Annotated in this window: 24 protein-coding genes and 1 pseudogene; 9 read left to right on the forward strand and 16 right to left on the reverse strand. The window is 34.2% G+C overall.

From position 1 onward, the window contains the following. Window positions 1–384: 384 nt before the first annotated feature. Window positions 385–825 carry a NucA/NucB deoxyribonuclease domain-containing protein gene (locus BM012_RS20225; RefSeq protein ID WP_061802529.1) on the forward strand — a complete coding sequence of 147 codons (441 nt, stop codon included), beginning with the start codon at window positions 385–387 and terminating at the stop codon, window positions 823–825. Between the two features lie 32 nt (window positions 826–857). Next, on the forward strand, window positions 858–1268 hold the full coding sequence (comJ, locus tag BM012_RS20230; RefSeq protein ID WP_061802528.1) for a competence protein ComJ: 411 nt from the start codon (window positions 858–860) through the stop codon (window positions 1266–1268). Between the two features lie 320 nt (window positions 1269–1588). Here the strand turns inward: comJ and rpiB are convergent, their stop codons facing one another. The 3 genes from rpiB to pfkA form a co-directional block, all read right to left on the reverse strand. Next, window positions 1589–2041, reverse strand: coding sequence for a ribose 5-phosphate isomerase B (gene rpiB, locus BM012_RS20235; protein WP_061802527.1), 453 nt, complete (start codon window positions 2039–2041; stop codon window positions 1589–1591). A gap of 49 nt (window positions 2042–2090) precedes the next feature. Beyond that, window positions 2091–2216, reverse strand: a complete 126-nt coding sequence (locus tag BM012_RS20240; RefSeq protein ID WP_074842881.1) for a GapA-binding peptide SR1P — start codon at window positions 2214–2216, stop codon at window positions 2091–2093. A gap of 147 nt (window positions 2217–2363) precedes the next feature. Beyond that, window positions 2364–3347, reverse strand: a complete 984-nt coding sequence (gene pfkA / locus BM012_RS20245; RefSeq protein WP_061802526.1) for a 6-phosphofructokinase — start codon at window positions 3345–3347, stop codon at window positions 2364–2366. A 314-nt stretch (window positions 3348–3661) separates the two neighbouring features. On the opposite strand from pfkA, the gene tpx reads away from it, so the two are divergent. Next, complete coding sequence (gene tpx, locus BM012_RS20250) at window positions 3662–4162, forward strand: thiol peroxidase (RefSeq protein WP_061802525.1); 501 nt, start codon at window positions 3662–3664, stop codon at window positions 4160–4162. A gap of 434 nt (window positions 4163–4596) precedes the next feature. Here the strand turns inward: tpx and BM012_RS20255 are convergent, their stop codons facing one another. From BM012_RS20255 to BM012_RS20275, 5 genes are all read right to left on the reverse strand, one after another. Continuing rightward, entirely contained in the window at window positions 4597–5298 is a 702-nt protein-coding gene (locus BM012_RS20255) for a FadR/GntR family transcriptional regulator (RefSeq protein ID WP_061802524.1), read from the reverse strand. Window positions 5299–5665: 367 nt separating this feature from the next. Beyond that, window positions 5666–7015 (reverse strand): gluconate:H+ symporter, encoded by a 1350-nt coding sequence (locus tag BM012_RS20260; protein ID WP_061802523.1) that lies wholly within the window; start codon window positions 7013–7015, stop codon window positions 5666–5668. Between the two features lie 121 nt (window positions 7016–7136). After that, complete coding sequence (locus BM012_RS20265; RefSeq protein ID WP_061802522.1) at window positions 7137–7895, reverse strand: SDR family NAD(P)-dependent oxidoreductase; 759 nt, start codon at window positions 7893–7895, stop codon at window positions 7137–7139. 48 nt (window positions 7896–7943) lie between these two features. Then, a complete protein-coding gene (locus BM012_RS20270; protein WP_061802521.1) occupies window positions 7944–8891 on the reverse strand; it encodes a transketolase family protein in 948 nt (315 codons plus the stop codon). Continuing rightward, the gene (locus tag BM012_RS20275; RefSeq protein ID WP_082802479.1) at window positions 8891–9724 is read right to left on the reverse strand and encodes a transketolase; all 834 of its coding nucleotides are present in this window, start codon (window positions 9722–9724) and stop codon (window positions 8891–8893) included. Before BM012_RS20275 ends, BM012_RS20270 begins: the two co-directional genes overlap by 1 nt. Window positions 9725–10052: 328 nt before the next feature. On the opposite strand from BM012_RS20275, the pseudogene BM012_RS20280 reads away from it, so the two are divergent. Then, window positions 10053–11488: pseudogene (locus BM012_RS20280) on the forward strand (glycoside hydrolase family 1 protein). A 173-nt stretch (window positions 11489–11661) separates the two neighbouring features. On the opposite strand, the gene BM012_RS20285 reads toward BM012_RS20280, so the two are convergent. Continuing rightward, a complete protein-coding gene (locus tag BM012_RS20285; protein WP_061802519.1) occupies window positions 11662–12078 on the reverse strand; it encodes a DUF1284 domain-containing protein in 417 nt (138 codons plus the stop codon). A 1040-nt stretch (window positions 12079–13118) separates the two neighbouring features. Continuing rightward, window positions 13119–13343: an alpha/beta-type small acid-soluble spore protein gene (locus BM012_RS20290; protein WP_061802518.1), complete on the reverse strand. Its 225-nt coding sequence runs from the start codon at window positions 13341–13343 to the stop codon at window positions 13119–13121. Window positions 13344–14002: 659 nt separating this feature from the next. On the opposite strand from BM012_RS20290, the gene corA reads away from it, so the two are divergent. Beyond that, the gene (gene corA, locus BM012_RS20295) at window positions 14003–14959 is read left to right on the forward strand and encodes a magnesium/cobalt transporter CorA (protein WP_061802517.1); all 957 of its coding nucleotides are present in this window, start codon (window positions 14003–14005) and stop codon (window positions 14957–14959) included. A 237-nt stretch (window positions 14960–15196) separates the two neighbouring features. Then, on the forward strand, window positions 15197–15841 hold the full coding sequence (locus BM012_RS20300) for a phosphatase PAP2 family protein (RefSeq protein ID WP_061802516.1): 645 nt from the start codon (window positions 15197–15199) through the stop codon (window positions 15839–15841). A gap of 349 nt (window positions 15842–16190) precedes the next feature. On the opposite strand, the gene BM012_RS26545 is transcribed toward BM012_RS20300, so the two are convergent. Beyond that, the gene (locus BM012_RS26545) at window positions 16191–16349 is read right to left on the reverse strand and encodes a hypothetical protein (protein WP_167360155.1); all 159 of its coding nucleotides are present in this window, start codon (window positions 16347–16349) and stop codon (window positions 16191–16193) included. Between the two features lie 558 nt (window positions 16350–16907). On the opposite strand from BM012_RS26545, the gene BM012_RS20305 reads away from it, so the two are divergent. Then, the gene (locus tag BM012_RS20305) at window positions 16908–17246 is read left to right on the forward strand and encodes a hypothetical protein (protein WP_061802515.1); all 339 of its coding nucleotides are present in this window, start codon (window positions 16908–16910) and stop codon (window positions 17244–17246) included. Between the two features lie 628 nt (window positions 17247–17874). On the opposite strand, the gene BM012_RS20310 is transcribed toward BM012_RS20305, so the two are convergent. The 3 genes from BM012_RS20310 to BM012_RS20320 all read right to left on the reverse strand — a co-directional run bounded on the left by BM012_RS20310 (window position 17875) and on the right by BM012_RS20320 (window position 21756). Beyond that, on the reverse strand, window positions 17875–18099 hold the full coding sequence (locus BM012_RS20310; protein WP_061802514.1) for an alpha/beta-type small acid-soluble spore protein: 225 nt from the start codon (window positions 18097–18099) through the stop codon (window positions 17875–17877). 277 nt (window positions 18100–18376) lie between these two features. Beyond that, on the reverse strand, window positions 18377–19414 hold the full coding sequence (locus BM012_RS20315) for an alpha/beta hydrolase (protein ID WP_061802513.1): 1038 nt from the start codon (window positions 19412–19414) through the stop codon (window positions 18377–18379). Between the two features lie 665 nt (window positions 19415–20079). Next, on the reverse strand, window positions 20080–21756 hold the full coding sequence (locus BM012_RS20320; protein WP_061802512.1) for an alkaline phosphatase: 1677 nt from the start codon (window positions 21754–21756) through the stop codon (window positions 20080–20082). Between the two features lie 262 nt (window positions 21757–22018). On the opposite strand from BM012_RS20320, the gene BM012_RS20325 reads away from it, so the two are divergent. Then, window positions 22019–22540, forward strand: a complete 522-nt coding sequence (locus BM012_RS20325) for a cupin domain-containing protein (RefSeq protein WP_061802511.1) — start codon at window positions 22019–22021, stop codon at window positions 22538–22540. Window positions 22541–22817: 277 nt separating this feature from the next. Here the strand turns inward: BM012_RS20325 and BM012_RS20330 are convergent, their stop codons facing one another. Further along, on the reverse strand, window positions 22818–23042 hold the full coding sequence (locus BM012_RS20330; protein ID WP_061802510.1) for a hypothetical protein: 225 nt from the start codon (window positions 23040–23042) through the stop codon (window positions 22818–22820). Window positions 23043–23291: 249 nt separating this feature from the next. Next, the gene (locus BM012_RS20335; RefSeq protein WP_061802509.1) at window positions 23292–24497 is read right to left on the reverse strand and encodes an MFS transporter; all 1206 of its coding nucleotides are present in this window, start codon (window positions 24495–24497) and stop codon (window positions 23292–23294) included. 115 nt (window positions 24498–24612) lie between these two features. Between BM012_RS20335 and BM012_RS20340 the strand changes: the two genes are divergently transcribed. Further along, a complete protein-coding gene (locus tag BM012_RS20340) occupies window positions 24613–25053 on the forward strand; it encodes a MerR family transcriptional regulator (RefSeq protein ID WP_061802508.1) in 441 nt (146 codons plus the stop codon). Window positions 25054–25085: the final 32 nt, after the last annotated feature.

A 25085-nucleotide genomic window follows, 5' to 3' on the forward strand; every position in this document is an offset into this window, starting at 1 on the left:
TTGATTTACATTGGTCCTGTTATCATCAGCTTTAACAGAATCAGAGAATGACGGTACTAACAATAGAGATAAAGCCAACGCTGTGATGGATCCCGTTTTCACCATTTTTCTTATCATGTTTATCCCTCCATTTTTTAAAATACCTCTTTAATATTATTCAAAATTATAACTAGAATACCTTCCGACAATGTAAAAATTAGATAAGTAACTGGTTTTATTTTTCTCCTATTTATCTTTAGGAGATATCATAACTGAACTTCATTTATGAATATTAAGGACTTTAATCAAATTCATTTTTTACAACCTTGTAACTGGAATTTAATATCCTTCCATTATATTAATAATTGATAATATTACTAAAACAATCAAATGGAGGGTTATTTTATGAAAAGCACCTTAAAAAAAATGACATTAAGTACTTTAGCTCTTGGATCTCTTGTTGTTGGATCGTTTGGAATCTCAATTTCAGAGAATGAACCTAAGGTTGTAGCCTACAGTTCGTATGATGAAGTTTTACATTTCCCTACTGAACGCTATCCGTTAACTGCCGATCATATCAGTGATGCTATAGCTGCTGGTCACCCTTCAGTTTGTACAATTGATCGTGATGGTGCAGATGCTAATCGGAGAGAATCTTTAGCAGGAATCCCAACAAAATCAGGTTATGATCGTGATGAATGGCCAATGGCCGTATGTGAAGAAGGAGGTGCTGGTGCAAGTGTAAGATATGTTCCCTCCTCTGATAATCGTGGTTCAGGAGCATGGGTCGGTAATGCCATTGAAGATTTTCCAGATGGGACTCGTGTTAAATTTATCTTAAACTAAGATTTTACGATATTGAGAGGGAGTATTATACATTGAGGAATTCATGGCCTATAGAGGAATTAACGGTTTCTTATTCACAGCTCGTGCTATATCAAAATGGAATAAAAGAACCTTATCTGGAATGGAAAGAAGTAGACCTTAAACGGGGCTATATCAGCCAAAACGGAATACTTTCAATTGAAACGTTGTCTAATACAACGTGTGAAGTGCGTGTTGGAGTTATTGATGAGTATAAAACGATCAAAGAATCGGTCCGTTCCTTTTTACTTCCTTTTGAAGTGCTGGAAGATGGAGTTATAATTTCAAGCGTAGGCCAAAAGGGATTATTTTTTGACGTACCAAAAGGATCCTATTCCATTCACTTTGATGCCTTTCCTCTTGAGCCTTCAAATGCTGAAGAACTCTATCGTGTGAGGTATATTTTTCAATTCAAAAGGGTTTGAAAATGATTCATTCTTATGATGATATAGTTTGATTTGCTTGCCCCTTTCTCGAAGAAATACAAGATAGTAATAAAAAATACACCCTAAAGCTCTTCCACAATTGGGCGCGTTTATCGAGTAACGTGTCTTTTTGTATAGAGCCATTTAATGCAGTAAGACTAAAATTATTGTCACTGTACAAGTTTGTACTTTTTTCACTTCCTCAAACAGATTTTATGTTAACTAAGTTTGTCCTTCGTATACAATAAAAAACCAGAAAAATGTAGATTCATTTTCTGGTTTCAAAATTATTTGTTTGTCGCTTTTTATCCATGAAACAATTATGCGTATAATTCCTTTTCTTCGTATATCTTTACTTTATTGATACGTTTCTCATGTCTACCACCCTCAAAAGGCGTTGTTAACCATACTTTTGCAATTTCACGGGCAAGTCCTGGACCGATAACACGTTCTCCCATTGATAATATATTTGAATCATTGTGTTCTCTTGTCGCTTTCGCACTAAATAGATCATGTACAAGGGCACAACGAACCCCCATTACTTTATTTGCTGCAATACTCATGCCAATTCCAGTACCGCAAATTAAAATTCCGCGATCTACTTCTCCTCTAGTCACTTTTTCTGCTACTGGAATTGCATAATCCGGATAATCAACTGACGTGTTACATTCACATCCTAAATCCTCATAGTCAATATTCATCTCTTTCATTAACGAGATAATTTCGTTCCGAATGGTAATACCACCATGGTCTGATGCAATAGCTACCTTCATCTTCTTCCACTCCTATTCTTATATGACTGTTATAAAAGTTCATTTAAAATTACTTTTCTAAAGTACTAGCATTCTTTGTTTTACAACACTGACACGTAGTATAATAAACACTTACCTTTTTGTCTTCAAAATAATCAACTGTTGAATTACATTCCTGACAAATTAGTGTACCCATTTCTCATTCTCCTTTATATATATTAAATAATTTGTATACTTATCTGCTATGTTATGGTGAATGGATTCTGCTTTTATTAGGAATTCGTTTAGTAAGACAATAAGGTTGGAATTAAGATAATACGATGGACTTTAGTTAGTTATTTACTTAGCTTAAAACTTGGTCACCTTTGTTAAAAGTGCTAAATGTATCTAACAATCTAAATTTTTCATAACTATCAGATAGTATATTGTTTACATTTCCAAATTCTATGCTTATTAATTTATTTTCTTTAATACCAACAGCAAGACCGGAATGTCCTTCAGTCAACAGTTCTACTGCTTTAACGCCCATCTTACTTGCTAATATCCTATCAAAAGCTGATGGACTTCCTCCTCTTTGTATGAAACCTAATACAGAAGTTCTTACACTAATCTGTAGCCTTTCCTCAATATACTTTTTTAGTTCTTCGATATCATACATCTTTTCCGTAATAATAATTAAGTTGTCCTGTTTGCCACTGGCTATCTTTGAATGTACTTGTGAACAAATCGTAGTAAAATCTAATTTTCTTTCTGGGATAGAGATAATTTCCCCTTCCCCAGCCAGCGCTGAATAAGTAGCTAAATCCCCACAATATCTTCCCATAACTTCGATAATTGTTGTTTTATCATGTGAAAAATCCGTATCTTTAATTTTACTAATAGAATCCAATATGGTATTTAAAGCTGTATCAAATCCTATTGAGTAATCTGTATAAGCAAAGTCGTTATCGATCGTTCCGGGTATACTTATCACATTGATGCCTAGATGATGTAATTTTTCTGCTCCTTTAAAGGAACCGTCGCCACCTATAACCACTAGAAGGGTTATACCGAATTCCTTTAGTACTCTTACAGCCTTTTTTCTTCCTTCCTCTTTCATAAACTCTAGGCATCTAGAAGTTTTTAATATTGTTCCCCCCTTATCTGCAATTCCCTCAACATTAAAAGGAGTTAATCTATCAATATTTCTATCGATCAAGCCTTGGTACCCACCTTTTATTCCCATTGTCTCTATATTCTTTTGTTGTGCAGCTATAACAACAGCTCGTATAGCAGCATTCATTCCTGGAGCATCTCCTCCACTTGTTAATATGCCAAGTTTATTCATAGATGTTCCCTCACTTTCACGTTTCTAATAATTGATACCTTTGTCTGTTAGGTGCGAATCCATACTAAATTTGTTTCACTCTACTTAATGATAGCGATTGCAACTTTTGAGTAGAAAATGCAATTGATGGTTATTAGCGATTTGTATACTTGTCTACTAAGTTGACTTATATACATAGATTACTTACAATATGTGTAGATGTCAATAATTATAATTTATTTATTCTATTTAAATTTATTATCTTTATTGTTCATTGTTAAATTTATTAGATTACTATATTTATAATCTATATAAATACTAAGGAGGAATTTGAAATGGCATCAATTACATTTTTAAACAAACCTGTTACGTTATTAGGGAACGAAGTAAAAGTTGGGGATACAGCACCTGATTTTACAGTTCTCAATAATGAATTAACTCCAGTAACACTTGAGGATTCCAAAGGTAAGGTTCGCTTAATTTCAGTAGTGCCTTCTATCGACACAGGAGTTTGTGACGCTCAAACACGCCGTTTTAACGAAGAGGCTTCAACTATAAGCAACGTGGACGTTTTAACAATTAGCGTTGATCTACCATTTGCGCAAGGAAGATGGTGCGCTTCAAATGGACTTGAAAATGTACATACATTTTCCGACCATCGTACCCTCTCATTCGGTGAAGCGTATGGCGTCCATATTAAAGAATTGCGTTTATTAGCACGTGCTGTATTTGTAATTGATTCTAATAATAAAGTTACATATGTTGAATATGTAAATGAAGCAACAAATCACCCTAACTATGAAGCAGCGATTGAAGCTGTAAAAGCAGCGCAATAAAAAGTAAAATGAAAAGTTTCCTTCCTCTCACATAGGAAGTCATACTTCCCTCCAAATATGTAAAAAGAGGTTGCCCATTAGGCAACCTCTCCTCAAGAAGTCATGTGCATGGATGCACGTATCACTCCTTCATTCTAAATAAAAAACTCTGAACTCAACTATCAATCATGAGCTAGACTCCTCTACTGTTTAGAGTATGAAGTCTCTGTTATATTGACCTTCCTATGACTTTTGCTATAAATCATAAAAATTACACGATATTAGGACTGCCGATAAGCATCGCCAGCCTTTAAACTTTATAACAATGCTTTGATCAGAACAAGGTCTCCGCATTGGAATTAGTAAAGTATCTCAACTCTAAGGTAGTTAATGTATACTAAAATAATTAGACACATGTTAAAGGTTCATAAAACAATCAGAAGAATCTTAGAATGTTAAGCTTTCCAATATCTCTCATACAAATTTTCCATATGGTTAGTCATTAGCTCTATTGCCTCTTTTTCATTATGATCCCCTATAGCTTTAATTAATAATTGATGTTCTTTGAAATTCACATCTCTATAGTCTGGTCGAGTAACAGTTCGGTCTCGAATGAAGTGCCACATCTCTTGCTGTTTCATTGCTGTGCTAATAGCTGACATAAACTTGATAAATAAATCATTATGAGAAGCAATGGCGATTTGATTGTGTAATTTTTCATCTGTTTCAGGTACATATACCCCAGATTTTGTTTCAACTTCCATCTTATTTATAGTCTCTTGCAGTGCTTTAATATCGGCATCAGTAGCTCTTAATGCTGCAAACTTTACAATAAGAGGCTCAATATTCATTCTTGCCTCCACAATATCTTCTGGCGATACCGCTTCTAATATAATAACTGAATTCTGGTCTCCGGAAGCCGATTGATGACTTTTTACATAAACACCTTCCCCTTGCCGTGAATAAATATAGCCATTTAATTCTAAGGCACTTAAAGCCTGTCTAACTGGAGCACGACTAACACCAAATTGCTCACAAAGTTCTCTTTCAGCAGGAAGCTTATCTCCTATTTTAAATGCACCTGACTGAATCTCTGAAAGAATTTGATGATAAATTTGAATATATAATTTATTACTAGAAACTCGATTAAATCTAATATTAACCCCTTCTCTCCATTATTTTTTATTCATTACAATCTACAAGCAATGACCATATCAAACTCTCTTGCTTTAAAAAGGAAAAAAATAAATACATTAAATCGACAATCAACTATCTTATCAAACTTGACTTCTTGTCTACTTAGTCAACTATATGTATAGTATACAGATTTTTAGTGATTGTAAACTAGGGTTATAACATTTTTTTGCATTCAAATTGTTTTCTTTCCGTTTTTAACACAAAGGAGTAAGTATATACACCACCTCTTGGAGTATTAATTATTGAATGACAGAGGGATGAGTCAATAACAATACTCCTTGTATTAAAAGAAAAGAAACCTATTGAATTTTATTCATTCTTTTATATTTAGAAAAATAAGTCTAGTAACATAATGAACCCTAATCCAACTACAGATATAATACTCGAAATAACACTGTAAGTTGCAAATGTTTCTTTCATGTTCATTCCCATATACTCTTTAACGATCCAGAATGCAGCGTCATTTACATGTGATGCCATACAACTACCAGCTCCAGTTGCAAGTGTCACTAGAACTAAGTTGACATCAGATGTTTGACTAAGAATGGGAATAATTAACCCTGCTGTTGATAAGGTTGCAACAGTACCAGACCCTAAAGCAATACGTAATAGCGCTGCTACGGTCCAAGCAAGTAAGACGGGTGAAATTGAAGATCCCTCAAATAGCTTAGCGATATAGGTTCCTACCCCTCCATCAATAAGAATTTCTTTAAACGCTCCACCCCCGCCAATAATAAGAAGTAACATACCTAATGCATTTATAGATGCAGAACAAGAATTCATCATAGATTTTATCGGAATTTTTCTTGCGATACCCATAGTATAAACAGCTAATAATAGTGAAATCAAAATAGAAACTGAAGCGCTTCCAATAAAACGAATAAAAATGATTAAACTATTATCTGCAAATCCTACAGTTTCTTGAATCATATCAACAACAGAACCTAGTGTGATTAAAATAACAGGAAAAGTTGCTGTGAATATACTGATCCCAAAACCCGGGGTTTTATCCAATGCAAACGTTTTTTGTACACCTATTGATACAACTTCTCGGTTTGTATGGAACATACCGGGAGATAATTTTTCGATAATTCTTGGATACCAAATACCAGCTATAATAACTGTTGGAATGGCAATAATAATACCTACAATTAGAACAGTCCCAATATCTGCTCCATATTCAGAAGCGACTGCTGTTGCACCTGGGTGTGGGGGAAGAAAAGAATGCGTTACTAATAAAGTCGCACTCGTAGGAAGGCCTAATTTGATAATTGATATGTTCAATTCTTTTGCAATGGTAAATATAATAGGAATTAAGAGGACAAAAGCTACTTCATAAAATAATGTGATACCGATAATAAATGAAGCAAATACGACTGCCCACTGTATCTTTTTTTCACCAAATTTGTTAAGTAACGTCATGGCTATGCGGTGGGATCCGCCTGCGTCTGCAATTAATCTTCCAAGCATGGCACCAAGTCCAAAAATGAGACCTATATGGCCAAGCGTATCTCCTAAACCGCTTTCAATAGAAGTTGCGATTTCTTCTACTGGTATTCCCAACATTAAAGCTACAACAAACGATACAATAATTAATGAAACAAATGTGTTTAATCTCAACACCATTATCAAAATAAGTAGTAATATTACCCCAATAGCTGTAAACAATAATGGCATAGTAGTCCTCCAACATAATAATTTTAATTCTATAGAACAATGCACAGTATATTTTATTTACACAATAAGATGAGCCTGACCCTTTGGTTTTGAGTCAGACTCAATCCATCTATCCTAGGTATTAATCCATATGTGATCCACCGTTGATATCAATTTCTTCACCTGTAATGTAAGAAGCTTCTTCTGAAGCTAGGAAAGCAATAGTTGATGCAATCTCTTCCGTTTCCCCCGGTCTCCCCATTGGTATTCCAGCAATCACATTATCAGCATCTTCTTTAGGAAGCGACTTCCAAATCTCGGTATTTACAAGGCCTGGGGCCACACAATTCACTGTAATTCCTTCTACTGCAACTTCACGAGCTAGGTTCTTAGAGAATCCTAAAACAGCAGCCTTAGATGCAGAATAGTGTGCTCCACCAAAGACTCCTCCTCCTCTTTTTGCAGATACAGAGGAAAGGCTTACAACCCTACCGAATTTTTGTTTTTTCATTGGTTCTAATACGGCTTGAGTACATAAGAATAACCCAAACATATTTACGTTAAAGACTTTAGCCATATCTTCAACTGTCATATCTTCAACTGTCACTTTTTGTGAAATTCCTGCATTATTAACAAGGATATCAATACGTCCATATTCATTTAAAACGGTTTCAACCATAGCGTCAACTGATTCTTTGTTTGTTACATTTAGTTCTACACCTAATGCTTTTCCACCCTCATTTTGAATTGTTTGAACAGTATCTTGAATTCCGTCGGCGTTTAAATCAGCCACTACAACAGATGCTCCTTGTTTTGCTAGTGTTAAGGCAATTGTACGTCCAATCCCTTTTTTTGATCCACTTCCTGTAACGATTGCTACTCTATCTTTTAATTCAAACATATCTTTATTCGCTCCTCAGGTTAAAATTTCTAAGATTATTTTCGTTTTTTAAAGCATTGCATTTGCAGTACGAACAATATTTTCAACAGTAATTCCGTTAAGCTCCAACAATTTTTCATATGGAGCAGATTGACCGAACTGATCTTGAACGCCAATTCTCTTTACCTTACCTTTGCCTTCCTCAGCAACTACCTCAGATACAGCGCTTCCAAGTCCATTTAAAATATTGTGGTCTTCCACTGTAATAATTCTTCCTAACTCTAAACATTCTACTACAGCTTCTCTATCAATTGGCTTAATTGTATGCATATCTAGTAGTTTTACAGAAACACCTTGTTTTTCTAATTCCTTTGTTGCTTCTAAAGCGAGATGCACCGTATCCCCATTTGCAATAATGGCTATATCTTTTCCATCCTTTAATTTTTTTGCTTTACCAATTGTAAACTCCTCCGTTTCATCGTAAAGCATTGGAACTTTATCCCGTGTGAATCGTAAATATACAGGTCCGTTTATCTTCGCAGCTTGCTCTACTAATTTTCGAGTAGATTGATAGTCAGCTCCCATAATAACTGTCATATTTGGGAAACTTCTTAAAACGCCCATATCTTCAATGGCTTGGTGACTTCCTCCATCATTAGCAGGAGTTAACCCTCCATGAGAACAAGCAATCTTAACGTTCAAGTTTGGATAACAAACTTCTTGTCTAATTTGTTCAGCCATTCTTAACGAACCAAATACAGCGTAAGTGCTTACAAAAGGAATCTTACCAGTTGTTGCAAGCCCTGCAGCTAAACCTGCAGCATTTTGTTCGGCAATTCCAACATTAATATGTTGATGGGGTAATTCCTTTATAAAAGTGCTCGTTTTACATGATTTTGCAATATCAACATCAATTACATAAATATCTTTATTCTCTTTACCTAATTTTACGATTTCATCACCAAAGGCTTCTCTTGTAGCTTTTTTTGTTGTTAGAGTTTTTTCTAAGATACTCATTATTTTAAACCTCCTGCAAGTTCTTCCATAGCTTGTTGATACTCCTCATCATTAGGAGCAACCCCATGCCAATCAGCGATATCCTCCATATAAGAAACGCCTTTTCCTTTCACAGTATCAAGTACAATACATTTCGGTTTTCCGTTTTTTAATTCTCTAATTTCATCTAATGTTTCAACAATGTCCTCCATTGAATGTCCATTAATTCTCTTGGTTTCAAAACCGAAGGCTTCAAATTTCTTCTCTACGTCTTGAAGTGGCATAATCTCGTCACAGAAGCCATCAATTTGAAGACGGTTATTATCTACAAAGACAACTAAATTATCCAATTGATACTTTACTGCAGTCTGAGCAGCTTCCCAAATTTGTCCTTCTTGACATTCCCCATCCCCTACTAATGAGAACACTCGGTAATCCTTCTTATCTCTTTTACCTGCGATTGCCATACCTACGCCGCATGATAATCCTTGTCCTAGAGAACCTGTTGAAATATCAATTCCCGGACATTTTTTCATATCTGGATGTCCTTGGAAAGGAGAACCATATTCTCTTAGTGTATAAATCGTTTCATATGGGACATATCCTAATAGGGCTAATGCAGAATATTGGATTGGACAAACATGACCTTTTGAAAGGACAAATCTATCTCGATCTTCATAGTTAGGATTTTTAGGATCAATGTTCATCTCTTTAAAATATAGCGCTGTCATAATATCAGCTGCAGAGAGTGAACCTCCTGGATGACCAGATTGTGCTTTGTGAATCATTGTTACAGCAGTTTGTCTCATTTCAATTGCTTTTTCTTTTAATTCCTCAATACTTATGTTTTTCATTTCTGTCACCTCAATTAAGACTTATAAAAAGCAAATAATTTGTATACTTATATACTTGTCTACTAAGTTATTCCATGATCCTAGTATACACTCCTTGTTTTAACTTGTCTACTAAGTATATAAGTTTTTTATAAATTTTATGAATATTTTATTTATAGGAAAAGAAATGTTCCCTATATTTTTTCTCTTTTTCCCTACAATAGAACTAAAGTTAACTTTCGAATCTGATTTTTTATAGTTTTTATCTTGATTTTGAAGTAATGAATTTAACAAATTTACACAAAAACCAAATAATAAGGATGGAATATACTTGCGGAGGTAATTTAATATGAAAAAATATCGGTTCCCTGAAGGATTTTTATGGGGCGGAGCAACTGCAGCTAATCAAATAGAAGGCGGATATAATGAAGGAAATAAAGGACTCAATATTGCTGATCTCCTTCCAGGTGGAAAAGAACGCTACAAAATATTAATGAATCCAGGTTTCGATTTTGAAATCCATCCCGATCAGTATTACTACCCAAATCATGAAGCAATTGATTTTTACCATCGATATAAAGAAGATATTGCGTGTTTGCGGAAATGGGTTTCAAGTCATTCCGTATGTCAATTGCTTGGACGCGAATTTTTTCGCATGGTGATGAATTAGAGGCTAATGAAGAAGGATTAGCTTTTTATGATCGTGTTTTTGACGAGTTACATAAACATGGAATTGAACCACTCGTAACAATTTCTCATTATGAAATGCCACTTCATTTAGTAAAAGAATATGGAGGTTGGAGAAACCGTCAAGTGGTAACATTTTTCGAAAGATATGTAAAAGTGATTTTCAATCGTTATAAAGATAAAGTAAAGTATTGGATGACGTTTAATGAAATCAATAGTGGTTTGGTTATGCCAATTCAAGGTCTTGGCTTTTCAATTGAAAAAGAAGAGGATAAATACCAACCTACCTTCCAAGCCTATCATCATCAATTTGTTTCAAGTGCTCTTGCGGTCAAAGCATGCCATGAGATTATTCCTAACTCCAAAATAGGCTGTATGATTCTCTTTGCACCTGTATATGCCTTTGATTGCAATCCAGAAAATGTGATGTATGCCCTTCAAGAGGAACAACTTTTCAATTACTATTGTGCAGATGTTCAAGTACAGGGAGAATATCCATCTTTCATGAAGAGATACTTCAAGGAACATAATATTGAATTGGAAATGCACGATGGTGATTTAGATATAATAAAGGAAGGCACTGTGGATTATATTGGCTTCAGCTACTATATGTCACGTACTGAGAAGAAAGTGAAAACAGATGAGGAAGCTTCACAAGGGAATATTATTGGCGGAATAAGAAATCCGTTCTTAAAAGCCAGTGACTGGGGCTGGGAAATCGACCCGGAAGGATTACGCATTAGTTTAAACAAATTATATGATCGCTATAAAAAGCCACTGTTTGTTGTAGAAAATGGATTAGGAGCCTATGACAATATAGAAGAAGACGGTACGATAAATGATCATTATCGAATTGACTATCTTCGTGAACATATAAAAGCAATGGGAGAAGCTATCGAAGATGGGGTTGAGTTAATGGGTTATACAAGCTGGGGCTGTATTGATATGGTCAGCATGTCCACAGGTGAGTTCTCAAAACGCTATGGTTTTATTTATGTTGATAAACATGACGACGGTAGCGGAACATTAGAACGGAAAAAGAAAAAATCCTTTTTCTGGTATAAAGACGTTATTACAACTAATGGGGACAAGCTATAAATATCAGTTGATTTTATTATTCAGGGCTACTACGGTAGCTCTTTTTGAATTAGGAAAAAAAGATGATGAGAAATGTACTTAATGATTTGTTTTGCTGAATATAAAATGCCATTGCAAGATTTTAATAAATGTTCCTCCCCCCAGAAACAAAAAAACCTGTATAAAAGAAGGGCTTATTTAATTTCCCTTAAGCCCTTCCCTTCAAGCATTTCTTGAATACCTTCTTCACAAACCCCATATGAACGCCAAGAACAGTTTTTACAGATGTCTTGAATATCGAAGGGGTTGACATGCTTTCGGATACGGAATTCAATGTCCTCCCATTTCAAAATTTGTCCGATTTCAAGCTTCATCTTCTTTAAAACTTCAGCATCTCTTTTGTAGATGCTTTCATTTTGGCAATGGTATTCACCTGAGTTAGGATATTTCTCACACAAGTGATCAGGACCCATTACAAGCTTAATCCTTGTCTGGGGTTGATCTCTTAAGGTTTGATGCAACTTTGTCATATTTTCTACGTATTCTGGGGAATACCCCATTCCCCGATAGCCAAGAAGGCAAAAAAGATGATGGCCTCGCAGTTTATACATATTTCACCTCAATTCACCAGAATCCATTTCCATTATGTTAACACAAAAACATTATTAGTTAACTTTTATGTTCATTATAATATATTAATTGTCGGCTAGATAAAAATTAATTATCTTCGAACTTCCTGCGGATAGAGGTTTGACTTTCCATGTATAAAAAGATTACCTTCTCAATTAGTTTATATTTGTTTAAGAGAAAACGAGATGGAGATGATTTAATAGAAAATCTAGACCCCACCAAATTATAATATATACTTCAGTTTCACTTGTTATCCTGGCTGTAAATATTGCTGCTATATTTTGAATCCTCTAGCCTTTTATTTCTTATAGAACAGATTATGTTAAGGCAAAAGTAGATACATAACTTTTTATGATGATGTTAATTTAGGGGAGAGATAACTAAATGGAAAAGCAGGGATTGAGGAATTTTTTTCATAAAAAAAACCGATTCTCGTTTTTATCTTTTGGAATCGGTTTGTGGATCAGTTTGATATTCAATATAGATTTTCAATTAAAATCCTCCTTACTTGACTTTTGTTTTTAAAATCGCATTTCCGTAATTATCCATTGATTTACCATATACTTCTCTTACGTTAGAAACTAATTTAACTATTTTTTTCATTTTATTTTCCTCCCTTATGATTTGTTGTTCTCATTATGTCATGCGTGGGCTTATTTAGGCAAAGTCACTGAAAACGGAAACATTCTCCATGAAAACGGAAACAATAGCTTTGAAAACATGTAGTATATAGAATTTTCTTAATATTACACGTCTTTTCTCTCTTTTTCATAATCTTTCAATTTAATTTAAAAATTAAATTGTAGAATTTGGAGTTTTGTTTCTCTCTTAGATATTTTTCTTTGTTTATATCGAGTTCCTATCAGAAAAAGAAGGCTCAATCCTGTTACTAGTTTAAGGATTTACTTCTTATAATCCATGTCATAGTTTTGTATATACGATTTAGAAAACTTCATATAATTGAAGGCTACCTATATAGATAGGTAGCCCAAGTCATGATAGCTATTGAATTTTCAAGAGATTAGTGAAGTGCGTTAGTTGTTCCAGCTTGACCTGATAATTGAGATTGAGCTGTAGCAACAAGACGTTTCGTAATTTCTCCTCCAACAGAACCGTTAGCGCGCGCTGTTTGATCAGCTCCTAATTGAACGCCAAATTCAGAAGCGATTTCATATTTCATTTGTTCAATTGCAGATGAAGCACCTTGTACTAATAGTTGGTTACGACCGCTATTACGATTTGACATAAGTGTCACCTCCTTGCCCTTGTATACTCTTAAGGTTCCTTACTTTAATTAATACATACTAGGTAATTTTTAGGTTAATATAATCAGGAAATTCATACAGAATAAGTTATGTTGGGAAGAAGAACCTTACATAGAACTCTTCCCCTCATCTCCTTGTATATGTAAGACTCATATCCGACATTAGGTTTTCCATGTGCAAAAGAGAAAAGAGATGTTGACCGTTTAGTCACACCCCTTTTTTCATTTCACCAATTTTCTTTTACTCTGCCCCGAATCCCTTTCGTAATCATGAACCCTGCTTCTCTACATTTTGTTTCATATAAAATACCCCTATTATTCTTTATTTTGAACAGAAATCCTCTCAGAATCCATGGTTTTTAGGGTTATTTGATAACTATGTACTTAATTATAAGCCTTCTTTAATCTCTCTAGTTTTTCAACAAGGAAAAGGAAGCATTATTATGCTCATTTTAAGGAAAGGAATAACATCCAATATTTGGAGCAAACTACTTAAGGTGATATGAGATTTCCAGTTACCTTAAGCCTTAGTTCGTTCTAAATAGAAAAGGATATTGGACCTCTTCCCTATCCTTTTCTGTTTAGACATTATTACGCCACAAAAATCTAGTTATCATCATAGTTGTTAGGGAGAATTATCTATGATAAATTTTATTGCTATTACTAATGAGAATAATTTAGAAACAAATATTAATTTGCATCATGCAGATTTATCAAAGTATAAATGGTTCTGGGTAGATTTTGATGAACCTACCGATGAAGAGATAAAACATTTAGCGTACACTTTTCAATTCCATCCACTTGCTATTGAAGATTGTGTGCAGAGACTTCAACGTCCTAAATTGGACTACTACGATAACTATACTTTTTATGTTACACATATTATTCGAGAAATAGAAAAAGAAATTTATAAAGAAGAATTGGATTTCTTTGTCGGTGAAAAATTTATAGTGACCTTTCATCGTATGCCATCAAAGGAAGTTACTCAAGTATGGGATAGGCTTTCAGTACAAAAAAATACTGAAAAGTGGGATACCTTTTATGTGTTTTATCAAATTTTGGACAAAATTGTAGACAACTACTTTCCCCTAATCTATAAAATTGAAGATGAATTAAATAAAATTGAACATAACACAACAAAGAAATCAATGACCGATTTGATGAATGAGTTATTCGATACAAGATCTATGCTATTAAATCTAAGACATACGGTTAATCCTATGCGAGACTTACTTTATCGTATGTTAAACTCTCATCATTTGAGTGGGATTAGAGAAAAAAGAGAATATTTCTCTGATATATATGACCACCTTTTGAAACTATCGGAAATGGTAATGTCCAATAGGGAAGTAACAGCTGATATAAGGGATAGCTATCTTTCATTAAATTCACATCAAACAAATAATGTAATGAAGGTCCTTACAATTATCACCTCTATTTTTGCCCCTTTGACGTTTATTGCAGGAATATATGGAATGAATTTTGAAAATATGCCTGAATTAACTTGGAAATATGGATATTTTCTTTCTCTTGGATTCATGGGGATTATTGGAGTATTAATGTATCTTTGGTTTAAAAGAAAAGGTTGGTTTAAATAACTCATGATATTCTCCTTTTCCTAAGGTGAATCTCTAGTGACTAACCTAATCACTATGATCTTAATTCGGGGAAGTAGAGAAGGCGCAGATCCGTTGAACGATAAGGGATTTGTGTCTTTTCATTATGCAAGATTTTATACATCATTCATTCACAAAACTCTCTAGATTCCTCTAATAAATAAACAACTGATCCTTCGGGAAGAATATTATTACTTACATAGATTTGAGGATTCTAATATGGAGATTTTAGTTAAATTAAGAGCATACATTATTACTGGTTTATTATTGATCATTAGCTTTGTTTTCACTACTGTTTTAGTTAAAACTGGGAAGTTTAGTGAATTTGACAAATGGTTATCCTCAATCATTCATAATAATCGAGCTTCTTTTTTAACCAATATAATGAAATGTCTTGACTTCATCGGCTCAAGCTATTTTGTCATTGGAATTTCCCTTGTCATTCTATTTTACCTTTATTTTATAATTAAGCGTCGTTTTGCTTCTATTTTGTTTATTATTACAATGCTAGGAGAGCGACTACTTGGGGAAGGACTAAAATATTTACTTATCCGTTCACGACCAGATGGACCACATTTAGTAGAGATTGATGGCCATAGCTTTCCAAGTCAACACGCTATGAATGCCTTTGTTCTTTACGGTATACTTTTATTTTTATTATGGACTCATTTAAATCATTATAAAATAAAGGTTCTATTATCTTTACTAATCATAACTATAATCTTAGCAATGGGAGTAAGCCGTATTTATCTAGGTGTACATTATCCAAGTGACATTTTTGGTGGATACCTTATTAGTGGATTTTGGCTTACAGCTGTCATACTATATGCAAGGTATCACAAAGAAAAGAACAAAAAGGCCTAGCTAATTTTCAGTCTAAAACATGCATTATCCCAGTTATCGCAACGACCTGATAAAATCTTATCAAGATCTAAATCGTAAAAGTTCTTAAAAAATGAAAGGTTGATACATAACTAATATGTATCAACCTTTCATTTTTTGTTCAACAATCGGGCCAGAGTGTGGAGTAACCCATTTATAAAAATGGTACAGATTGGTTTTTCTTTATCTAGATATTTACACCTGATTGCTTGAGGTGGTCTTTCAAACCAACCGTGCTTAATTATTAAATTTGCAGCATCTTGATCAAATCCAAATGAGAGATATAAAGTGTTTAATCTTGAAAGAGAAAAAAACCACCCAGAGTGGTTTTTTAATCACGTATTGCTCCTGCTTCTCGGGAAGTCATTGCTCCTTGTCCTTCGCTTACATCTTTTTGAATTTCTTGTTTTACTTTTTGCGCATCAGTTCTAGCAAATTCTGGTTTAATAATAGAATTCAAATTCTCTTTAGCTTGTTGATCCTGTTGCATACAAGTCCTCCTCAATTTATTGTTGAACGATCTTATTATTTACCAAAAAACACTCGGTATATTCCGAGGATTTCAACGAATTTTAATTAAGGTAAAGGGAATAATGCGGAAGATCGTTATTAATATTACCTTGAAACCAAACCTTCATGAAAAGGGTGCGATTGTGGAACATCAAATATACATATTGTACTAACTAAATTTAATCTAGTTTATAAATATAATATGTATTAAAAAAGAGGTACCTTTTATTATTTTATATATAGTAGCCTCTTTAAATTATAGTATAGCTAAGTGCATACTCTGAAACCGTATTTAAGTCTAAATTTGCATATTTATGTTCTACGTTATTCATAATCGTTCTGAAACCTCCATCTCTAACTGCATGCTGACTAATTCATAGTATAAAAATCTAATAAAAGAAGTCCTATTTACGAAAAATGCGAATAAAAAATTGATAAATTCTCCTCTGAAAAGAAAGAGTTAATTGAATAAAAAAAAATAAAATACAGAAAATATAAAAGAAATTTAAGTCATAGTTAAGAAAGGAGTAGTGCCCAAATGAAGGAATGGTTATTAAAATCACTAGGAGGCTTATTTGCTATTACACTTATTACAGGTTGTACAGCAAATGATAATCAAGATTCTCCTCAAGAAGATGAGCAACAAAATGAAGAACAAGCTCCAAATGATGAAGGTGGAAATAACACAAACAATGAAAATAATCAGGATGCAGACGATGTGAACTATGAAAATAATCTGGATAGAAATAGGAATGCACCTGGTGTCGATGAAAATGATACCCTAAATAAAGATGATGAAAAAGACCAAAATCCAGATCCAGAAGATCAAATAGAAGATCAAGAAGATAGACGAGATAAAGATAATAGAGATGATTAACTAAAGGGGGCGGTTCTCTTCAACAGAACCCTCCTCTTTTACTTTTCGCTAAGCAAGAAGCTCTTCTATCAATAATCTACTATTCCCCTTTTATCGTTTTTTTTAGAAAAACCCAATTACTCTCCGTACCTCTCAAAGAAAACAACTTTCAATCTTTAGATAAGATAGACTTGAAATCTCAGCATAATAACATTGGGGCTGATAAAAAATAAATAAAAAGGGGGCGGCCTGTCATAAATGAATTTGGTCAGATTTTGAATAAATGTACGAATAACGCTTAGATTATAATTTCCGTTGTTATTTTATTTTTCAGCTAAAGTTCTTATATGTTACTTAACATTTAAACATTACAATCGAAAGTTTAAACATATCGAGGAGAAACTTGAAAAACTTTTACGAAGGTAACAAAAGTTCAATTCCTATAAACGATATGATAATTTCTGTAGGTTTCTCTTTTACTTTGTTATTCCCTGAACAAGCTATAAGTAACAATATAAAGATTAAGTTTATAAAGGAGAAGTTTTTCATTTTCACCCCTCTTTTAAATAATAAATAAAAACATAAGATTGAAGGCTACCTACAGATGTAGTTAGCCTAAGCCATGATAGCTATGGAGTTTTTTGATCAATTAACGAGATACGTTAATTGTTCCAACTTGGCCTGATAATTGCGATTGAGCTGTAGCAACAAGACGTTTCGTAATTTCTCCTCCTACTGAACCGTTAGCACGAGCTGTTTGGTCAGCTCCTAGTTGAACACCAAATTTAGAAGCGATTTCATACTTCATTTGCTCAAGTGCTAATTCAGCACCTTGTACTAATAGTTGATTACGACCACCACTACGATTTGACATGCTTGCCACCTCCTTGCCCTTGTATAACCTTAGAATCCCTTTCTTTATGTAAGACATACTAGGTAAATTTTAGGTAGATATAACCAAGAAAGTATACATAATAAGATGTGTTGGGAAGAACGTTACATAGAACTCTTCCTCTTATCTCCTTATATAGATAACATGTAAACTAGGTTTTCCATGTGTAAATGAAAAAATGATTTAAAATAAGTTCGTAAAAGTATAAGGTTTAAAAAGACCATATCCAATTTGAATAATGGTCTTTTGGTTTTTCATTTTATTCTTGTTTTAGAAATGTATCGCACATCCACTTATAAAATTTTTCCTTCTCTTCAAATTGCGGATAGTGTGCGGAGTGATTAAAAGCAATAAATTCTTTGTTATCAGCTTTAAGTTTATCAAAATAATCTTTTGCAGCATGAGACGAAGTCATATAGTCATATTTCCCCATCACGAAATAGCACGGTAGTTTAAGTTCTGTTATCTTAGTAGGCAATGGCTCTTTTAAGACTTCTTTCAATAAAGTTTCTTGAGAATAGGATATCCCATAGTTGTAGCCGATCACGTCTAATAAGTTATACTCACCGCTCAACAACATACCTAGATTATCACCATCTGGACTATCAATCCCTCTTGCTCCTCCACCATATTTGAGTACAAAATTCCTTGGGGTAAATGTCTCACCCTTTATAATTTTTCCCCTTACCCCTTGTAAAGCTGAAATATCATCTGTATTTCCAGCCTCTTTCGCCTTATTCATAACGTAGTTTAAGCTGTCGAGTTCACTTTGGACCGTATCACTCATTTGTCCGATCCCAACATATGCTTCGTACTTTTGAGGTGCTTTATAGGCAGCCTGCATGCCGATATATGTACCATAAGAATGACCAATAAGTATCACCTTTTCTTTGCCAAGACGTTCTGATATATAATCGGTCATCGCCAATAAGTCATCGACTAGTAAGTCTGATGAAAGATTAGAATAGTCCTCAAAAAAATGATAGGATTTCCCACTGGCTCTTTGATCATAATTTACAACTGTAAAGTTCTTTTCTAATAAGTCTTGATATTTCTTCGCATACGGGATTTCCGAACTTCCAGGTCCTCCATGAACAAAAATAATAACAGGATTGTTCTTATCGTGACCACGTATCATAAGTTCATGGCTACTTCCATTTATCTCTACTTCTTCTAATTCATTTATACTATTATTTCCTTTTACATGGGCCGTCCAGGTGGGAAAAAAGAGAGCGATAAGGAGTAATAATACAAGACTTAACCATGTCCATTTTAGTAATTTTTTTATCTTTTTCATCTTATTATTTTAATTCCTCTCTGTTTAATATCATTCGGATAGGCAACAATTTAAAATTTGTATTATAAGTTTTATTTCTCTCCTTCCATTTAGCTACTTATATATAAATGGTTACTAACTAACAATGATATATCGTGAAAGAATATTGCATGATCTAACATACGAAATAACTTACGTTTCAAATAAACAAGCGTTTATTAGATGATGTACATTTATTATATATGGTTCATAATGGAAAAATAAGCATTCCTAGACTTATAAAATAGTAAGACTTAAGTCGTAAATCAACTGTATATTCAGAGTTTTTAATAATACTGATAAATAATGTGAATTCTTTATTAAGGTAGGATCTAAGCATCCTCTATCTCTTCATATATTCTTTACGGATAATTAGATTAGGGAAGTTTGAAATATGTCTCTTTAACTTTTGACCTGTTTCTGCCCATGTATGAGTTAGTTTTTTTCTTCCATACAATAAAAATCACCGTAAAAGTAGACCTCAAGGAAAATAAAAATCCCAAACTCACCGTTATTCAACAGGTTTAAGCTTTTATTATTTCCTAGACATCACATTACGTGAACTAAATATGTATAGAGTATTAAGAAATAAAAAGAAACCGCGTCCCAACTTTAATTAAAGTTGGGACGCGGTTTCTTCATTTAACTTAGCGAGCATATTTTTTAAATACATTCACTGCTTCTTCAGGTACATAGAATTTACCGTTGCTCTCTACAATAACGCTGTCTAAATCATATTCTTTCCCTTTTATACGGATAATATCTTTGTTAACAGGTAGTTCAGCTTTTACGTTTTTACGTGTAACTACAAGGACTGGATTGGCTTCATCTGTCTTATCGACCTTTACAGTCGCCTTAACTTTTTTAAAGGCTGATTCAGCATCTAGAAATAACTCATCTGTTAACTCTTCTAAATCAAAGCCCATCGCTTTTGACACTGTTTTAGCAATGTCTGTATTATCAATTAAACCAGATGGTTTTTGTGGACCATAAGCATATAAGAAAACATCTTCACCTGTATGGCCTCCAGTTGTAAAGCCGAGGTTCGCGCGATTTGCTAATAGTTTAGATAAGATTGGTCCTACCTCTTCTTTTGTTTTTGCCGCTTTTAGTTTTTCTTTTTCATCAGTTGTTAAATTCTCTAAGCCATAAAGTGCTGCTACTTCTTCTAGATTAGATAAGTCATCTTCTAGCTTGCTTGTTGCCCCTTCAATCGTCAATTTCGCTTTTTTCAGTGGCTCAATATATTTAGCAACAGGTGTTGTATCATACCCTTTTGTAGTATTGCTATTACCAATTGAAATACCACTGTTCCCGTGGTCAGTTACAGCAATCACCATTGTGTTTCCATCTTTTTTAGCAAACTCTACTGCTTCTGCAACAGCTGCATCAAAGGCTAACACGTCACTAATCATTCCAATTGGATCGTTCGCATGGGCTGCCCAGTCCGGCTTACTTCCCTCTACAAATAAAGAGAAACCATCTTTATCTTTCGAAAGCGTTTCAATCGATTTACTTGTCATTTCAGCAAGTGTTGGCTGTTCAGGATTTGTTTCCTCACGATCCATATCATAAGCTAGAGCACTATTAGAAAATGAACCCCAAATTTTATTTGATTTTGAATTTAATAGTTCATCTTTTGTTTCAACAAAATCATAGTCTTTCTCTTGAATAATTTTTATTAAGTCCTCATTGTCCTTACGGCTCTTTTTACCTGTACCAGGCTGAAGAGCTTCCTTTCCGCCTCCAAGAACAACCTCCATATCTTGGTAAACCTGTTGTTCACCAAGCACCTCAAAGTTATCACGATCAGCGTGATGAGCTGAGAAAGCAGCTGGTGTAGCATGTTGAATTTCAGAAGTCGCAATAATACCAGTTGCACGTCCAGTGCGCTCCGCCCCTTCCATTATATTTGCTACCGGACGGAATTTGTCTTCTTCACTGATTTGCTCTAAACCAGGTGATGTAACGAGTGAAGGCAACACCCCAACATAGCCAGAATTGGATTTGTTTCCTGTTGCTAGTGCTGTTCCAGCAGGAGCCGAGTCTGTAATTGCAGATTCAGCAGAATATGTACGGACTCCCCCTGTCATGATTTCATCCATTGCAAGAGGCTCACCTTTGTACCAACGTGCTAACGTTGTGGCTGTAGAGCTTGTCCCGTCCATCACCATCATAATTACGTTTTCAGGCTGCTTCCCCTTTTTCTTTAATCCACTTTTTGCCTGTACAGGATCCATTATGCTATTACCTATAACTAATGAACCTACTGCTACTGTTCCTGCTATTGTTAGTCCAATCACCTTTTTACGAAGCTTGACCATTGTTCTTCCCCCCACAAATTTTTTATAACTGATATAAAACTATCATTTTTATGTAAGCCAGATTTTAATTTCTTATTGATTTTTTGTAAATTCACACATCTTATTTCCTATATAAGTAATTTATATACAACATCTTACAAACGAATAAAATTTTAGGGTAAAATCCTCTATTAAATATAAAATTTAAGTTCTTCAATACGTGCTATATTAATAGTGCACGAATAAAAATGCTTGATATAGAGAAAGCGGAAGGAAGATTGCCATGAAGAAAAATAATGCACAATATTGGGTATCAAAACTTGGACTACTCCCCCATCCAGAAGGTGGATATTATAAAAGAATCTTTGAATCGGAAGAACGTACGTCCTCTCAAGAATTAACTGTTGATTTCGAAGGTAACCGAAAGCTCTATACGAGTATTTACTTTCTTTTAACGTCAAATGATGTCTCTCATTTTCATCGTTTAAAATCGGATGAATTATGGTATTATCACGCTGGAAGTTCTTTAACAATTCATATCATTCATGAAAATGGGGAATATGAAGAAATTAAATTAGGCATGAACTTGGACAATGGAGAGGTCCCTCAAGCTTTAGTTCCAAAGTACTCAATCTTTGGATCGTCTGTGATGGAGGAAGATACTTGCTCTCTAGTAGGTTGTATGGTTTCACCAGGATTTGAATTCCAAGACTTTGAACTGTTCACACAAGCTGATCTTTTATCAAAGTATCCTCAATACAAAGATATTATTATGAAGTTAGCATACGAAAAAATTCCGGAATAAGATTAGACTTCCATTACGATTCTTCATACTCTCGCACTAACAAGGAGCCAGACAACAGCTGAATTAAAGGTATCATCTAGCTTTTTCGTTCAGTAAGGGTATACACCCACCCTTATTAAACTTTTTGAATGTAATTTAGCACAAAAAACTTAAAATTGAATTCAAAAAAGAACCCATTTCTTTTATAGAAATCGGTTCTTTATTTTTTCTACTAAAAATATATCTAAGGCTAAAAAACTAGTATTCTACTACAATTGTTGTTTAACCATATTAATGATTAGATATGATAATGTATGTTATTTTGTCTTTTATCCTCTTTTCTTCTCATAACTAACATAACGATGAAGAACATGACAAGTACCATTAACCCCATTCCTATGATACCGATATGATAGGTTGAAAATGTTATGATCTTATTTGAAATTGTAAACTTTTCATCTAGAAAAATACCTGTTAAAGCAGGACCAAACGTAGCTCCCATAAAGAAGAATAAGTTGGACATGCCTATACCCTCCGACATTAAATTTGGGGATAAACGTACAGAAATGAAATTACTTAATTCAGATTGCACGGCAGCAAAACCAACGTAAATAAATAAAAAGGCAACTGAAGTATAAAGAACGGAGTGGCCAATACTTAGTAATAAAACAAATAATCCTATAAATAAGATTATAATAGATACATTTAGGAAAAGAAAAAGCGTAAATCCGTTGTCACTCAATAGGTTTACGCTTTTTTCAAAGGAACGTTTTTATGAATGACCACTGATTTGGTCTACATGCGCAATGTGTTTTCGCCCAAATGCAACAACCAATACGCCTAAAAATACAAATACAGCACCTGTATAGAAAGGAACAGCTGAGGAATAAGCTTCAGCAAGCTTAGTTGCGAGCAAAGGTCCAACAGCACTACCAATAAAACGTACAAAACTATATGCTGCAGAGGCTGTAGCACGTTCTACTGGCGCAACCTGCATAACGACTGTAGTGATTAATGTATTATTAGTTCCTAGGAATAGTCCTGCAATAATAACGGAAACAATAATGACTGTTTTTGAATCTGTCCAAATTCCCATGGCTAAAAGAGTGAAAGCAAACAAAGTTAACATGGCACACATAGATTTGACCGTTCCAAATCTAACTTGAAGTTTTGGAGCAATAAAGACGGAAGTCAAGGCAAGATAAAGTCCCCAACCAAGAAACACATAGCCTAGGCCATGCTCATCTAAATCCATAACAAATGGAGCATATGCCATTAACGTAAAAAATCCTATGTTATATAAAAAAGCTGTAAGACCAAGTCTAAACAATCCAGGAAATTTTAAAGCTTTAATTGGATCTAGAATAGAGCTTTTAACTTTCGGTTTTTCCACACGAGGCATTTTCAATAAAAGGACAAGAAAGGCAATAATCATGAGCACACTTACTCCGTAAAACGGGCCGCGCCAAGAGATTGATCCTAGTTCTCCGCCAAGCAGCGGACCTACAGAAATACCAAGTCCAATAGCAGCTTCGTATAAAATGATGGCTTTTGCAGTACTTCCAATCGCCAATCCTACGATAGCAGATAATGCTGTGGCAATAAACAATGAATTGCCAAGTCCCGATCCACCTCGGAAACTAACAATTTGCCATATTCCATTTGAAGAACCGGCTAAAGCTGAGAAAACAATAATAAATAAAATACCAGTTAATAAAGTCCATTTAATGCCAATCCTACTAGAAACGACCCCCGTGATCAACAGTGCTATCCCTGTAATCAAGTTATAGCTTGAAAATAGTAAAGAAACCTGACTTGGAGTTGCATCAAGTTGTTGTGCAATGGCAGGTGAAATTGGGTCAACTAAACCTAAGCCCATGAAAGAAATAATAGTTGCAAAAAAGATAACCCAAACAACTACTGGCTGTTTAGCCGATTGGTATTGGGCATTCAGTGATCGTCCTGGCTCTGAATTCATTTTTGAAAAACTCCTTTTTCTGAGAAAATCTTAGATTGTAGTATAATATTTTTTGAACTAAAACCTTTCCTCTGTTAATGTAAGAAGAGAAATGAATAAATGTAGGAGCGAAATTATGAGCGAATTTAAAATAGATGATGTGGCAAAACAAAGTGGTTTAACAAAACGAACGATCAGGTATTATGAACAAATTGGACTTCTTCCCTCTCCTCCGCGAAGCAAAGGTGGTATAAGGCTATATTCTCAAGAACATATCGATTTTCTAGAAAAAATCACAAATGCAAAAGAAGTAATGGGCTTTTCCCTTCAAGAACTTCAGCAGTTCATCAAACTCAGCGATATATTGGAACTTCGCAAAGCTGATTATAGGCAGGTAAAAGGTACCAGTGAACAAAAAGAAAAGTTAAGAAAAGTAGTAAACACTGTCGAAGAACAGCTTGAGTTACTCGTTCAAAAAAAGGAAAATCTCTTAAAAGTTGAGAAAAATTTAGTCTCCCTTAGAGATCGTGCAAAAGCAGCACTGGTTCGATTTGAAAAAGAGGAATCAGAGCAGTAGGATAGAAAAATCCAGCTCTTTACATAGAAAGC

The sequence above is a fragment of the Priestia endophytica DSM 13796 genome, from assembly GCF_900115845.1.
GTDB lineage: Bacteria > Bacillota > Bacilli > Bacillales > Bacillaceae_H > Bacillus_I > Bacillus_I endophytica.